Raw genomic sequence first — 14,964 nt, 5'->3', positions numbered from 1 at the left:
ATATTGTATTTTTTGCGAAGACATGAAAAATTTGTTAGATAACATATCAAATCCGTCAGATTTAAGAAAATTAAATCCAGAACAATTACCGCAATTAGCAAAAGAATTACGTGATTTTATTATTGATGTTGTAGCCACAAAAGAAGGTCATTTAGGCGCCAGTTTAGGGGTTGTAGAATTGACAATTGCATTACACTTTCTCTTTGATACTCCAACCGATTTATTGGTTTGGGACGTTGGTCATCAGGCATATGGACATAAAATATTAACAGGAAGAAAAGATATTTTTCATACCAATAGACAATTAGGAGGAATAGCCGGTTTTCCATCTATAAAGGAAAGTGAATATGATGCTTTTGGGGTTGGACATTCTTCCACTTCTATTTCTGCAGCGCTAGGAATGGCAATTGCATCCAACTTAAAAGGAGAAACAGAAAAGCAACATATAGCTGTTATTGGCGATGCCTCTATTGCAAGCGGAATGGCTTTTGAAGCTTTAAATCACGCTGGTGTTTCTAAAGCTAATTTGTTAATTATTTTAAATGACAATGCAATAGGAATTGACCCCTCTGTAGGCGCTTTAAAAGAGTATTTAACGAAAGTAAAAACAGATAAAAGACTCGCAGTACAAAACAATATTATCAAAGCTTTAAATTTTGATTATTCTGGACCCATTGACGGTCATAATTTACCAAAAATAATCTCAGAATTAGAACGATTAAAGTCTGTAAAGGGTCCAAAATTTCTGCACGTAATTACTACAAAAGGCAAGGGTTTACAGCAAGCTGAAGAAGACCAAGTAACGTATCATGCTCCAGGAAAATTTAATAAATTTTCTGGTGAAAGAATTAAAAAAGAAGAAAGTTTATATACTAAATATCAAGATGTTTTTGGGAAAACTATTGTAGAGTTAGCGCAGCAAAATGATAAAATTATTGGAATTACACCCGCAATGCTAACGGGAAGTTCTCTTAAATTGATGATGGAAATATTTCCTAAAAGAACTTTTGATGTTGGTATTGCAGAGCAACATGCAGTAACATTGGCCGCAGGAATGGCAACTCAAGGTTTAATACCTTTTTGCAATATTTACTCTACATTTTTACAACGTGCTTATGATCAGGTAATTCATGATGTTGCTTTGCAAAATTTACCTGTTATTTTTTGTTTAGATAGAGCTGGTTTGGTGGGTGAAGATGGCCCTACACATCACGGCGTTTTTGATTTAGCGTATTTAAGATGTATTCCGAACCTTGTTATTTTTGCACCAAGAAATGAAATTGAATTGCGTAATATTTTATTTACTGCTCAATTAAAGTTAAAAAACCCAATTGCAATTCGGTATCCAAGAGGTTTTGGAAATATTATAGATTGGCAAAAACCTTTTACATCCATAGAAATTGGCAAAGGAGTTTGTTTAAAAGAAGGAAAAAGTATTGCGGTTTTGTCTATTGGAACAATTGCAAAAAATGTTTCTGAGGCTATGGAACTGTCAGAAAATAAAAACAAAATTGCCCATTACGATATGCGTTTTGTTAAACCTTTGGATGAAAAATTATTGCATCAAATTTTTGACCGTTATCAAACCATCATCACTATTGAAGATGGAACCTTAAAAGGCGGGCTTGGAAGTGCTATTCTAGAGTTTGCATGTCAGCATAATTATACAAATAAAGTTAAAACCTTAGGCATACCAGATGTATTTATAGAGCATGGTTCTATCTCTCAATTGCAAGAGAAAATTGGTTTAGATGCTAAAAGTTTAGCAAAATTCTTTTCTAAAACATAAAAAAGACGCTAAAATTAGCGTCTTTTTTATGTTTATTAATTTATGTGAAAATTATTCAATCACAATCTTTTTAGAAGATTTATTATTGTTTTCATCCATAATATTTACAATATAAATACCTGAACTCACCTGCAAAGAAACTGCGTGTTTTTCATTTTCAGCAAAATCTAGATTAGATTTGTAAACTTGTCTTCCTGAAATATCAAAAATATTTACATTAGTTTTTCCTGCAGAGCTCTTAGCTTGCAGCGTAAAATTACCATTCGATATTGTTGGATAAATTGTAAATGCTTTTGTTCCTGCTAAAACGTCATCTACAGAAGCAACTTCAGCTGTAAATTTACCAGAGAAAACACCTCTACCATAAGTAGATGCAAAAACAGTATTATCGTCTCGTAAATCTAAATCATTCACTTTTACATTACTCATTCCATTATAAGATTGCACCCAATTAGGAGACGCTGCGAAAAAGTTTGAGGTTCTCCAAACACCCAAATCTGTACCTATAATCACTTCTTCCGTTCTTAAAGGATTTTGTAAAATTGCTTTTACAGGCATGTCTGGTAAATCTCCTTCTTTTTCAGACCAATTAGTACCGCCATCATTCGTGTACCAAATATTATTAACGCCGTAATTGTGCATCGTTACAAAAATTTCGTTTTCATTAGCCCCAAGTTCTATGTCAGAAACAGAACCTACAAAATTAGAACCTGTAATATCCGTCCATTCAGGATTATTTGGAAAAGTATTTGTTGTGCCTTTTATTTTAATGATTTTACCATTCTTTAATCCAATAAATAAATTAGATTGATTGGTTGTATAGGGTGAAACAGTTAATGCAGAAGGTTCTGCATCCATAACAGAAGCAAAAGCTAAGCTTTTTTTAGTTACCACGCCAGATTTCAGATTTCCATACATTCTTACAATGTAATTAGATCCGCTAGAATAATTAGAGTATAAAATATCTAAATTAGAATCTAACGCTTCTTGGTTGATAAAATCACCATTACTTGAACTTTCAGAATTAATCTCTCTAGAAGTACCATTTGATAAATCAAATAATACAATAGCGTTATTATACACATAATTTGCAATATAATATTGGTCTGTACCATCTTGGTCAAAGAAGCTATACGCGCCATCTCCTCCAAAAGTTTCAACAAAACCATTAACCCCCGCTGCTGCATCCTGTATTATTAATGTTCCATTGTCTTGAGCTCCTGCCAAAAAGTATTCTTTTCCAGAAAAAGCAGTGGTTGGAGCAACTCCAACGGTATAAAACTGCAGTGTATTATATCCTTTATTTCTAGGATCTATAGTCGTACCTCCATCATTTGAAAAATATACTCCTCCATCATTTGAGAATAACATTTTAGTAGATGAAGTTCCTGAAAAAGCCATTCCATGCTGATCTGCATGCACTGAAGACACATCTAAAGTTCGTAAATTATTATTATTAGACCATTTAGATATTTGACCCCAAGAGGTACCTCCGTCGGTACTTTTAAACAAATCAATCCCTCCAATATAAACTACTGTATCGTCATTAGGGTCTACTCTTAGCAACAAATCATATCCAGCTTGTCCTCTTGTAAAATCATTTGCCGGAATTCCTGTATCTGCATCATTAGGCAATGACAAATCAGTAACCGTTGCAAAATTATTCGTTGTTTTATACATTCCTACAGGATCTGAACTTAATTGTGCCAAAACATATAAGGTATTTGCATCAGATTTAGAGCAAGCTATTTCTGTTCTACGTCCATTAGGAACCGTATGTTTTAGGGTAAACGTTGTTCCGTCTGTAGATTGAAGAATTCTACCTCCACCTGCACCAAAAGTATTTGAAGTTGTAGATACATACATAGAATTATCCAAAGCAATTTTTATATTGTTAGGTATATTTCCTGAATCATCTCCAAGCATTAGTTTTGTGAAATTTGTTCCATCTGTCGATTTATATAATCCTGCTTCATTATAACCTAATAAAGTAGATGGTGTTGCTGCTGAATAAAAGGTTTCTCCTGCTGCAATAAATACTTCAGAAACACCACCGTTGTCTCTAACTACCACATCATTAATATGCTGTATTCCAGGAACAATTGCAAATCCAGAAGAACTTGAACCTACTTCTAAAGTTGCGTTTACACCGGCTCCAAGAGCTGCTATAATAGTATTTCCATCAGCCATTGAAACCATAGCAGAAGGAATCGTGATATTTAATACATTACCTTCTTCTCCAAAACCTAAACCATCACCGCCCATAGATATAGGAGCAGTAGTAACATTGTTTACAACAATAACAGCAATTGCACCAGCATCTTGAGCTCTTTTTACTTTATCGTCAAAGCTACAGGCACCTCTTCTAAGTACTGCAATGTTTCCATTCATTTGGGAGGTATTCGTAATAGCAGTACAAGCATCGTCTGTTGGAGCTGCTCCATCAATGGCGAGCACAAGATTTCCTGTTATGGGTGTATTCAAACTACCACCAAAAGAAGTAGTAACAACAAAAGAATAGTTTCCCGCAATAGAAGCAGGAGTATTAATTTTTAAAGCTGCAGATGGCGAAGTGTCAAGAGCTGAATCACCTGTAACACCACCAAAAACATGGCTCCATGTAGCTCCTCCATTTGTTGTTTTCCATAGTCCGTTTCCAACAGCATCGCCACTAGTATAAGATTCTCCTGTACCCACATACCAGATATTAGAGTTATTAGGATCTACAGCAATAGAAGATACGGCTAAGTTTTCTGAAATACCAACTTGAACCCAAGCAGAATTTGGATCTGATATCTTGGTGTTTTTCCATAAACCACCACTAACACCACCAGCATAGACCGTTTCTTGAGAAGTATCATTAGGATCAAAAAGAACCACTCTTGTTCTTCCACCAATATTGTCTGGTCCTCTTTCCTCCCATGCATTGTCTGTATCTCCTGGCGCTTTTTTCGCTAGTCGATTTGCATTTAATTGTTCTTGTAATTTCAGTAATTCTCTTTTATGAGTAACTCCAGTAGCTGGATTAATTTCATTTAAATATTCTTGTTCAAAATATTTATTAGGCGGAATTCCCTGTGCTTTTCTTTCGCTTTTAGTAAGCGCTAAAGTTTTATTGTACGGATGGTTTTTTAAAAAAGTAGCATGTTGTATTCTTAATTTCTCAACTTCAGACTCTTTTGATGCATACATATATACGAAGCCAATAGTTAAAATTGTTGCAATTGCAAACAGTATTTTTTTTCTCATAATATTAATTTTCAATTTAATTGTTTCATTATTTACCAAAAATAAGCATTATTAATAATACTTAAATTGTGTTTCCTGTTAATTTTTTATGTATTCTAATTGCATAACTGTCAGACATTCCAGCAACATAACTGCAAATTAACATAATTCTATTATACAGATTAGTACTTTCTATTTGATATTCTTCTGGCAATAAATTGAACACTAACTGGTCATAATTAGAGGCCATTCCATGGAACTTATTGTTTAACGAATTTACAAAAATATTTAACAAATCTGCAATAATTCTATAACCAGCAACTTCTTTTTCTAAAACTTCTTTGCTTTTGTAAATTTTAGTAACACTAATTTTAATAATGTCGTTAATCTGTGCTTCGTATTTGCATTTATCTAATAAAGATTTATCAAAAGTTCCGTTTAAAATTGCTTCTTCATTTGCTAGAAAAATGTCTACTGCTTCATTAATTAAAACACCAATTGCTAAAGCTCTTAAATAACTTACTCTGTCTTTCTTATAAGGTAAAGAGTGATATTTTTTACTATCAATTGTATCTTTCACTAACTTAATCAGATATTCTAAAGCGAATTCTTCTTCAATTAAGCCCAAATTAATTCCGTCTTCAAAATCGATAATTGTGTAGCAAATATCATCTGCTGCTTCTACTAAATAAGCTAGTGGATGACGATAAAAAGAAATATCACCTGAAATCGATTTTTGTTTTAAACCTAAATCTGTGGCTATATCTAAAAACGATTCTTTTTCTGACTGAAAAAAGCCATACTTTTTATCGATAATATGATTCGTTGGTTTTTTGGGCAAGCTTTCTTTAGGGTATTTTAAAAAAGCACCTAATGTTGCATAAGACAACCTCAACCCTCCAGAAACCCCTTCTCTTGATTCCGTTAAAATTTTAAATCCGTTTGCATTTCCTTCAAAATCTATTAAATCTTGATATTCTTTTGCAGATAGCTGTTCTTTATACTTTATTCCTTTCCCAGATTTAAAATACTCTCCAATTGCTTTTTCTCCAGAATGTCCAAAAGGCGGATTTCCAATATCATGTGTTACAGAGGCAGCTGCAACTATAGTGCCAAAATCATTAAAAGTATAACCAAGTTCTGCTAAATTTGGATGACGCTCTAACAACACTTTACCAACTCTTCTCCCTAAAGTTCTTCCCACCACAGATACTTCTAAACTATGTGTTAAGCGTGTGTGTACAAAATCTGTTTCGGATAACGGAATTACTTGTGTTTTATCTTGCAGGCTTCTAAATGCTGATGAAAATATGATTCTATCAAAATCTACATCAAAACCCAGTCGTGTTTCATCTTGTGCTGCTCTAGTGCGCGTTTGTCTATCGCCATAGCGTTTTAAAGAAAGGAGTTGTTCCCAGTTCATTGTTGAATTTTATTATTTATAACCGTTTCTAAAATTACATCTTTTTCTGAATATAATAATTCTGCAACCTGAATTAATTTCTTGATTAAATCATTCACAGTCACATTATCGTTTACTAAAGATGATGCCATATCTGTTGTAATTAGATTTTTTCTTATTAATCTATCTAAAGATTTATTATCTTCTTTTAGCGCCGTTTTGGCTTCTCTCTTTAAAATCATTAATTGATTAAAATATTCATCTTTATCTTCTTTTTTTCTAAACAAATAGATCACTCTTAAAACCTTCACAACTTTTTTTCTAAACTTATTGTATTCATTTTTGATCTCTTCATTATCCGAAACTAAAAATACTGATACGTTTTTCTCTAACTCTTTTGTATCCTTTATAATTTCAACCATTCTTCTATTGGCTAATTTTAATTCTGATAATCTCTTGTTTTGCTGTTTTGTTAGTTTCAATTCTTGCTGACCTCTTGTTACAAAATTGATAATCTGACCATAAATATTTTTAACTTTACTGTAATAAAATTCTTCTATATCAATAGGAATTTTCTTGTCAGATTGTTTAATTATCTTTTTAATGTTTATATCTGATTTAATGTCATCTCTATGAATATTTAAGGCATGAGCAACAATTTCAAAAATTGCATTCTTGTAAAGATATTTAGATTCTTCTAAGACTGCCGAAATTAATGTTCCTGGAAATTTCAAAATAGCTTCATTTAAGTATTTTGGTTCATCAATTCCTTTATTTTCAATTTCTTTAAATATTTTTAATAAAAAGAGTTCTAATTTACTGATAAAAGGAATCATTAATACGACGCCTAAAACATTAAAAATCGTGTGAAATAATGCTAATTTTAAAGTGTAATCTGTTTCTTTAAAATTTAAAAATTCTGATAAATAATTTACAAAATCTGCCAATGGGAAGATAAATATCAAGGCAATTAACCCTGTAGAAACATTAAAAATTAGATGTGCTACTGCTAATCTTTTACCTGCAATGTTTGAACCTAAGGAACCTAAAATCGCCGTTATCGTAGTTCCTATATTTGCACCAATTGCCAGCGCTAGAGCATTCTCGTATTCTATTTGACCTGTGGCTAAAGCCGTTAATATTAATGCTAAAGCCGCACTACTAGATTGCAGTATTGTTGTTATAATGATTCCTAAACCTGTATAAATTATAGCACCTAAAAACCCTGAAACTGCAAACTGAGATAAGTCGATGAATTCTTTAAAAACATCAAAACCTTCTTTCATATAATAAATCCCTAAAAAAAAGAAACCTAATCCTGCTAAAACATTTCCAATTCCTTTAAAAATAAGATTCTTTTTAAAGGAAAAAATAAGTCCGAAAATTAGCATTGGCATTGCCAAAGAAGCTATTTTAATTTTTAGACCAAAACCAGCCACTAACCAAGCGGTTGCAGTAGTACCAATATTTGCTCCAAAAATTAAACCTAAACCTCCTGAAAGACTTATTAAGCCCGCACTTATAAAAGAAATTGTAATAACAGAAACCAAAGAACTAGACTGTATAAAAGTAGTTACTAAAGCTCCAGCGGTAATGCTCTTATACAACTTATCAGTTGTCTGTTTTAAAAAAAACTGTAATGGCCCTTTTGTAAAAACTTTAAATCCTTCCTCAAGTAAAATAACACCAAAAAGTAAAACTGCAACACCCGCTGCAATTGTCTTGAAATTTGGATTGAAATATAGAATTATAGCGAGTATAATTAAGAAAGTAGGAAATAATATTTTTTTAATCATCCAAAAAAAGCATTCATGTTATAAGATTTTTTAAACATAAAGATATTATTTATAAATAAAAAAGAGAAGCATTTCTGCTTCTCTTTTTATCTATTTTTTATTTTAATGGATTCCCCTTTTTCAAGGGAGTAATATATATGCTTTTAAGAACCACACATCAAACAATCATCATCTGGTGTTCCATTTTTAGAAGCGTCTACCATGGCTTTAAATTCCGCAGGACTCATTGGTTTCTCTTCCTCTATAACAGCTGCTTTCTTTTCTTTAGAAACTGTAAACTGAGTTGCATTTACTGCTGATTTTGTTCTTAAATAATACATTCCTGTTTTTAAACCAGATTTCCATCCATAAAAATGCATTGAAGTTAATTTTCCAAAATCAGGGTCTTTCATGAATAAGTTTAAAGACTGAGATTGATCGATAAAATACCCTCTATGGCGCGCCATATCAATAATATCTTTCATACTCATTTCCCAAACTGTTTTATACAATTCTCTTAATTCAGCAGGAATCTCTTCAATGTGTTGAATAGACCCATTTGCACGCATAATGCTTTCTTTCATATCATTATCCCACAAATTTAGCTCCACTAAATCTTCAAGTAAATGTTTATTTACAACAATAAATTCTCCTGATAATACTCTTCTTGTATAAATATTAGATGTGTATGGTTCAAAAGCTTCATTGTTTCCTAAAATTTGGGAAGTTGATGCAGTAGGCATTGGTGCTACCAATAAAGAGTTTCTAACTCCATGTTGGATTACATCTTTACGTAATTTACCCCAATTCCAATTTCCACTTAATTCATCATCTTTGATTCCCCACATATTAAATTGAAATTCTCCTTCAGACATCGGAGAACCTTTAAATGTAGAATACGCTCCTTTTGCTTTCGCAATTTCCATTGAAGAAGTTACAGCTGCAAAGTACATTGTTTCAAAAATTTCTTGATTTAATTTTTGAGCCTCTTCCGAAGTAAAAGGTAAACGCAACATAATAAAAGCATCTGCTAAACCTTGAATACCTAAACCAATTGGTCTATGTCTAAAGTTAGAATTTTCTGCTTCAATTACAGGATAAAAATTAGCATCGATTACAGTATCTAAATTACGAGTTACTTTTTTAGTAACATCGAATAATTTTTTATGATTGAAGAATTTTTCTCCATTTTCTTTTTCAGAAATAAACATTGGTAAAGCAATAGAAGCTAAGTTACAAACTGCAACTTCATCTTTTGCAGTGTATTCCATAATTTCTGTACATAAGTTTGAAGAACGAATTGTACCTAAATTCTTCTGATTCGTTTTACGGTTTACAGCATCTTTATACAACATATAAGGAGTACCTGTCTCAATTTGAGATTCTAATATTTTCTCCCAAAGTTCACGAGCTTTAATAGTTTTTCTACCTTTACCTGCGGCTTCGTAACTTGTATATAGACGTTCAAATTCTTCTCCATAAGAGTCATATAAATGTGGACATTCATGAGGACACATTAAAGTCCAATCAGCATCTTCTTGAACACGTTCCATAAAAAGATCCGAAATCCACATTGCATAGAATAAATCTCTTGCACGCATTTCTTCTTTTCCGTGATTTTTCTTTAAATCTAAAAAATCAAAAATATCAGCATGCCAAGGCTCTAAGTACATCGCAAAAGATCCCTTACGTTTTCCTCCTCCTTGATCTACATAACGTGCTGTGTCATTAAAAACCTTTAACATTGGTACAATTCCATTAGAGGTTCCGTTAGTACCTGCAATGTAAGAACCTGTTGCTCTAATGTTGTGTAAAGACAAACCGATACCTCCTGCAGATTGTGAAATTTTTGCTGTTTGTTTTAAAGTATCATAAATTCCTTCAATACTATCATCTTGCATCTGTAGCAAAAAACAAGAAGACATTTGTGGTTTTGGAGTACCTGCATTGAATAATGTTGGTGTTGCATGTGTAAAGTACTTTTTACTCATTAATTCATAAGTAGCTATTGCTTCATCAATATCATTCTTATGAATACCTATAGAAACACGCATTAACATATGTTGTGGACGTTCTGCAATTTGACCGTTCAATTTTAACAGATAAGAACGTTCCAAAGTTTTAAAACCAAAATAGTCATAATTAAAGTCTCTATTGTAAATAATAGTAGAATCTAATTTTTCCGCATTGTCTTTGATGATTTTATATACATCATCAGCCAATAATGGTGCTTTTTTCTCTGTACGTGGATTTACATAATAATATAAATCATCCATAGTATCTGAAAATGATTTTTTAGTGTTTTTATGTAAATTAGAAACGGCTATTCTTGCAGCTAATTTAGCATAATCTGGATGTGCTGTAGTCATTGTAGCTGCAGTTTCAGCGGCTAAGTTATCTAATTCTGAAGTAGTTACTCCATCATACAAACCTTCAATTACACGCATTGCAACTTTTACTGGATCTACTATTTTGTTCAATCCGTAACACATTTTTTTAACTCTTGATGTGATTTTATCGAACATCACTGGTTCTTTCTTGCCGTCTCTTTTAGCTACATACATTGGTTTACTGGTTTTATTTAAAAGTTATTGTTAAAGCCGCCAAAACATCCACTTTTTGGCAGTTTATTTTTAGTAATTCTGAGGTACTCAGAATGGTAATTTAATTTATACGGTATTTACTCGTAATTCAGGGGATTTGATTAAATCTAAAAATCTGAATCAAAACTAATGCTTCCTGTTCCTCCAGATTTTACTCCAGCTTTTTGGTATTCAGATACTCTTTTTTCGAAGAAATTAGTCTTCCCTTCTAAAGAAATCATCTCCATAAAGTCAAAAGGATTTGTTGCTTCGTATTCTTTTTCACAGCCAAACTCTAGTAATAATCTGTCTGCTACAAACTCTAAATATTGTGTCATTAATTTTGAATTCATACCAATTAAACTTACTGGTAAAGATTCTGTAATAAACTCACGTTCTATATTTAATGCATCAATTATAATTTCTCTAATACGTTCTGGAGAGACTCTATTTACAATATGATTATTATGCAAATGCACTGCGAAATCAGCATGCATACCTTCATCTCTCGAAATTAACTCGTTAGAAAAAGTTAACCCGGGTAATAATCCTCTTTTCTTTAACCAGAATATAGAACAAAATGCTCCTGAAAAGAAGATTCCTTCTACTGCAGCAAATGCAATTAATCTTTCTGCAAAAGAATCAGACTCAATCCATTTTAAAGCCCAATCTGCTTTTTTCCTAATTGCAGGAAAAACTTCAATAGCTCTAAATAATCTATCTTTTTCTACCTCGTCCTTTACATAGGTGTCAATCAATAAAGAATAGGTCTCTGAATGAACATTTTCCATCATAATTTGAAAACCATAGAAAAACTTAGCTTCCGAATATTGAACTTCATTTACAAAATTCTCTGCTAAATTTTCATTAACAATTCCATCAGAAGCAGCAAAAAACGCTAAAATATGTTTTATAAAATAACGTTCGTCATCTGTTAATTTAGTCGTCCAATCAATCACATCAGATTGTAAATCAATTTCTTCTGCTGTCCAAAAACAGGCTTGTTGTTTCTTGTACCATTCCCACAAATCATTATGTTGAATTGGAAAAATTACAAATCGATTATCATTAGGTTGTAAAATTGGTTCTTTAGAAGACATTTATGTTAAAAATTTGAGAGTTATGTAATATTATTAAATCGTAAAAACGACCCTTACAAAGATTGAATTTTTTGTTCCAAAATGAAAGTTATACTTATTCACAAAACCCTTAAAGTTTTTAACAATATAGTTCTTTTTTGATTTTTTTGAACTTTTTACGATATCCTCAATTATCTGATTTTTAGATTTTTAAAATTAAAAAAAAACCTGAAGCCCTAATTCTATTGACTTCCTTTCAAAATTCATTTTTATTTCTTTTTTGGGTTATTTTTTTTTAAAAAAAATCTTAATAATTTATTTAAAGGCTATCCATCAAAAATTATTTTTAATTCAAAATAGATAAAAATGTTATTGCTCAGCATTATATTGTATCTTTGCTCTATTATTAACACTTATAATATATTATTTTGAAAAAAGGAACAGTAAAATTCTTCAACGAATCAAAAGGATTTGGATTTGTAACAGAAGACGATTCAAATACAGAGTACTTTGTACACGTATCTGGATTAATTGATGAAATTAGAGAAGGCGACACAGTAGAGTTTGACCTAAAAGAAGGTAGAAAAGGTTTAAATGCAGTAGATGTTAGAGTACTTTAATCACTGTCTTTAAATTTTTACAAAAAAAATCGTCTAAAATATTTTAGACGATTTTTTTTTGCTTTATTTTTTTATTCGAAAATATAAGTTTTTGAAAATTATACCACTAACTAAAAAAGTAAACTCTTTAACGATGCCAAACGATTTAGAATCGAAGATAAATTTTTAAACCTATAAAAATTAATATAAAATTACAGAAAGTTATTTTATACATCTGACTTATTGAAAAAAAAACCTGGTAGATATTAAAAAACCTATTTAATATTATTTAGATTTTATTTATATAAGAACAAGTCGTTTAAAATATTTCAAACGACTTGTTTTTGCAGTATTTTTGTGAAAATATTTATTACTAATGAAAAGTAGATTTCCGAAAATTGTACAAATTGCAATTATTTCTGTGTATTTAATTTTTTTAGCAGGTTCTATTGTTAGAATGACTGGCTCTGGAATGGGTTGCCCTGATTGGCCAAAATGTTTTGGATATTACATTCCACCAACTTCTGAGGAACAAATTAGTTGGAAACCAAATACAGAATTCAAAAAAGGTTTTATCATCATTAAAGACGAAGTTCTATTTGTTGCTGAAAATGATGTCAAAACTTCATCAGAATTCAATAAAAATAATTGGAAAAACTATACAAAGCATGATTATGCTAAGTTTAATAAATATCACACTTGGACAGAATATATAAACAGATTGGCCTCTGTTTTATCAGGTTTTGTTTTCTTATTTCTAATCTATGGAGCAGCTAAGTTCTGGAAAACAAAAAAGATAATTCCGTTATTATCATTTGCGGCTTTCTTTTTAATGTTGTTTGAAGCTTGGTTAGGAAAAACTGTTGTAGACACCAATCTAAAACCTACAATTATTACTATTCATATGGTTGTTGGATTAGTTATAATTGCTCTTTTACTACAATTAAAATTTATTATTTCGGACAAAAAAAAGGTGTTCAAATATAATTCTATCTTTAATAAATTACTGCTTTTTTCTGTTATTTTCTCTTTGATTCAAATTGCGATGGGTACCCAAGTAAGACAATTTATAGATGAACAAGTAAAACTCTTTGGTTTTGAAAACAAAGAATATAGCTTAATGAATCCGAGTTTTAAATTCTACTTTCATAGATCCTTTACGATAGCGATTGTCTTGGTTAACTTTGGAATGTTCTATCTGAATCAAATTAAAAACTTAGGCTATAAGCTCGTAAATTGGATTGTCTTTTTAATCTTTCTTGAAACCATTACAGGAATTTTAATGTATTATGCAGAATTTCCTCTAGGAACACAAGCTATACATTTATTATCTGGTGCAATTTTATTTGGTTTACAATTTTACTTGTGGTTGCAGAGCCGCTCAGTGAAGAATATTCAACAATAAGCTTCGGTCAATAAAGCCAAATATTAATAGGCTCAGTTTAAAAAATGCCAAGAACTTATTAAGGCATGAACGATAAGAAGATAAAAACTAAGGATGCGCATTTACCCACACATCGCCATCAGAGAAATGTTCCTTTTTCCAAATAGGCACACTTTCTTTTAGAGTGTCAATAGCGAATTCACAAGCCCTAAAAGCCGCTTTTCTGTGTTTCGCTGAAGCCGTGATAATAACAGGAATAGCGCCAATTTGCAACATGCCTTCTGCGTGATGAATGGCTATTTTATGAATGTCAAATTTTACTAAAGCCAAGTCTGCAATTTTTTGCATTTCCTTAATTGCCATTGGTTTATAGGTAGAAAAATCTAACTGTATTACTTCTTTTCCCTGTGTATCATTTCTAACTACACCAATAAAAGCTGATATTCCGCCACAAGAAGCATCCTCTACAAAACTGTAACATTCCTGTAAGTCTAATTTTTTTCCTGTAATTTTTATTGAAGTTCTTTTCATTGATGAACAAAAATAATGATTCAAAATGTATCTTTGCAACCTAATTTTCAATACTTCATAAAAATGAAAAGTATCTTTAGAGTTGTTAGTTTTTTAGAAGGAGTTTCTTACTTATTATTAATGAGCTTAGGCCTATATTATAAATACGCTTTAAAAGATCCAAGTTTTGTAAAAATGTTTGGAATGCCTCACGGAATTCTATTTATACTCTATATTATTTTAGCGATTATGCTCAAGAAACAGATGAAATGGAAAAATATAACTTTAGCAATAGTATTATTAGCTTCTATTTTACCTTTTGGAACTTTTTATATTGATAAGAAATATTTGAGATAGCTTTAACCCCCGCTCACGGGAGGAATTACAGCAACTGTATCATTTCCATTTAGAATCAAATCACCCGTTGCATAACTTTCATTTACTGCAATTGCATAAGAATCCAAATTTTCTAACTGAGGATAATCTTTCTTCAACAAATTTTTAAAATCTTCAACAGTTGAGGCTTCGGAAAGCTCTAAGTCTAAATTTGAAGTACCTACTAGATCTGTTGTAATTCCAAAAAAAAGTGTTTTTATTTTCATCATAAACAAAGATA

11 protein-coding genes are annotated in these 14,964 nt (G+C 31.2%); 4 read left to right on the top strand and 7 right to left on the bottom strand.

Going from position 1 to position 14,964, the window contains the following annotated elements:
- Positions 1-22 precede the first annotated feature (22 nt).
- Positions 23-1,789: a 1-deoxy-D-xylulose-5-phosphate synthase gene (gene dxs, locus BLT88_RS02850; protein WP_091952872.1), complete on the top strand. Its 1,767-nt coding sequence runs from the start codon at positions 23-25 to the stop codon at positions 1,787-1,789.
- Between the two features lie 51 nt (positions 1,790-1,840).
- On the opposite strand, the gene BLT88_RS02845 is transcribed toward dxs, so the two are convergent.
- The 5 genes from BLT88_RS02845 to BLT88_RS02825 all read right to left on the bottom strand — a co-directional run bounded on the left by BLT88_RS02845 (position 1,841) and on the right by BLT88_RS02825 (position 11,876).
- Complete coding sequence (locus BLT88_RS02845; protein WP_157691112.1) at positions 1,841-5,038, bottom strand: T9SS type A sorting domain-containing protein; 3,198 nt, start codon at positions 5,036-5,038, stop codon at positions 1,841-1,843.
- 61 nt (positions 5,039-5,099) lie between these two features.
- Positions 5,100-6,440, bottom strand: coding sequence for a deoxyguanosinetriphosphate triphosphohydrolase (locus BLT88_RS02840; protein WP_091952869.1), 1,341 nt, complete (start codon positions 6,438-6,440; stop codon positions 5,100-5,102).
- A complete protein-coding gene (locus BLT88_RS02835) occupies positions 6,437-8,215 on the bottom strand; it encodes a Na/Pi cotransporter family protein (RefSeq protein WP_091952867.1) in 1,779 nt (592 codons plus the stop codon). The genes BLT88_RS02840 and BLT88_RS02835 overlap by 4 nt, the downstream gene beginning before the upstream one ends.
- Positions 8,216-8,358: 143 nt before the next feature.
- On the bottom strand, positions 8,359-10,758 hold the full coding sequence (locus BLT88_RS02830) for a ribonucleoside-diphosphate reductase subunit alpha (RefSeq protein WP_091952866.1): 2,400 nt from the start codon (positions 10,756-10,758) through the stop codon (positions 8,359-8,361).
- 146 nt (positions 10,759-10,904) lie between these two features.
- Positions 10,905-11,876, bottom strand: a complete 972-nt coding sequence (locus tag BLT88_RS02825; RefSeq protein ID WP_036787613.1) for a ribonucleotide-diphosphate reductase subunit beta — start codon at positions 11,874-11,876, stop codon at positions 10,905-10,907.
- 407 nt (positions 11,877-12,283) lie between these two features.
- Here BLT88_RS02825 and BLT88_RS02820 point away from each other — a divergent pair, with 407 nt between their 5' ends.
- On the top strand, positions 12,284-12,475 hold the full coding sequence (locus BLT88_RS02820) for a cold-shock protein (protein ID WP_036787616.1): 192 nt from the start codon (positions 12,284-12,286) through the stop codon (positions 12,473-12,475).
- Between the two features lie 355 nt (positions 12,476-12,830).
- Positions 12,831-13,859 carry a heme A synthase gene (locus BLT88_RS02815; protein WP_091952864.1) on the top strand — a complete coding sequence of 343 codons (1,029 nt, stop codon included), beginning with the start codon at positions 12,831-12,833 and terminating at the stop codon, positions 13,857-13,859.
- Positions 13,860-13,946: 87 nt separating this feature from the next.
- On the opposite strand, the gene BLT88_RS02810 is transcribed toward BLT88_RS02815, so the two are convergent.
- The gene (locus BLT88_RS02810; protein ID WP_036787620.1) at positions 13,947-14,369 is read right to left on the bottom strand and encodes a molybdenum cofactor biosynthesis protein MoaE; all 423 of its coding nucleotides are present in this window, start codon (positions 14,367-14,369) and stop codon (positions 13,947-13,949) included.
- A gap of 63 nt (positions 14,370-14,432) precedes the next feature.
- On the opposite strand from BLT88_RS02810, the gene BLT88_RS02805 reads away from it, so the two are divergent.
- Positions 14,433-14,705, top strand: coding sequence for a DUF3817 domain-containing protein (locus tag BLT88_RS02805; RefSeq protein WP_036788349.1), 273 nt, complete (start codon positions 14,433-14,435; stop codon positions 14,703-14,705).
- Positions 14,706-14,707: 2 nt separating this feature from the next.
- Here BLT88_RS02805 and moaD read toward each other — a convergent pair whose 3' ends face one another.
- Complete coding sequence (moaD, locus tag BLT88_RS02800) at positions 14,708-14,953, bottom strand: molybdopterin converting factor subunit 1 (protein WP_366132470.1); 246 nt, start codon at positions 14,951-14,953, stop codon at positions 14,708-14,710.
- Between the last annotated feature and the right edge of the window lie 11 nt (positions 14,954-14,964).

It is taken from the genome of Polaribacter sp. Hel1_33_78 (assembly GCF_900106075.1).
Classification (GTDB): Bacteria; Bacteroidota; Bacteroidia; order Flavobacteriales; family Flavobacteriaceae; genus Polaribacter.
The sequence above is the reverse complement of the archived record's forward strand: the minus strand, read 5'-3'. Positions and strand labels throughout refer to the sequence as shown.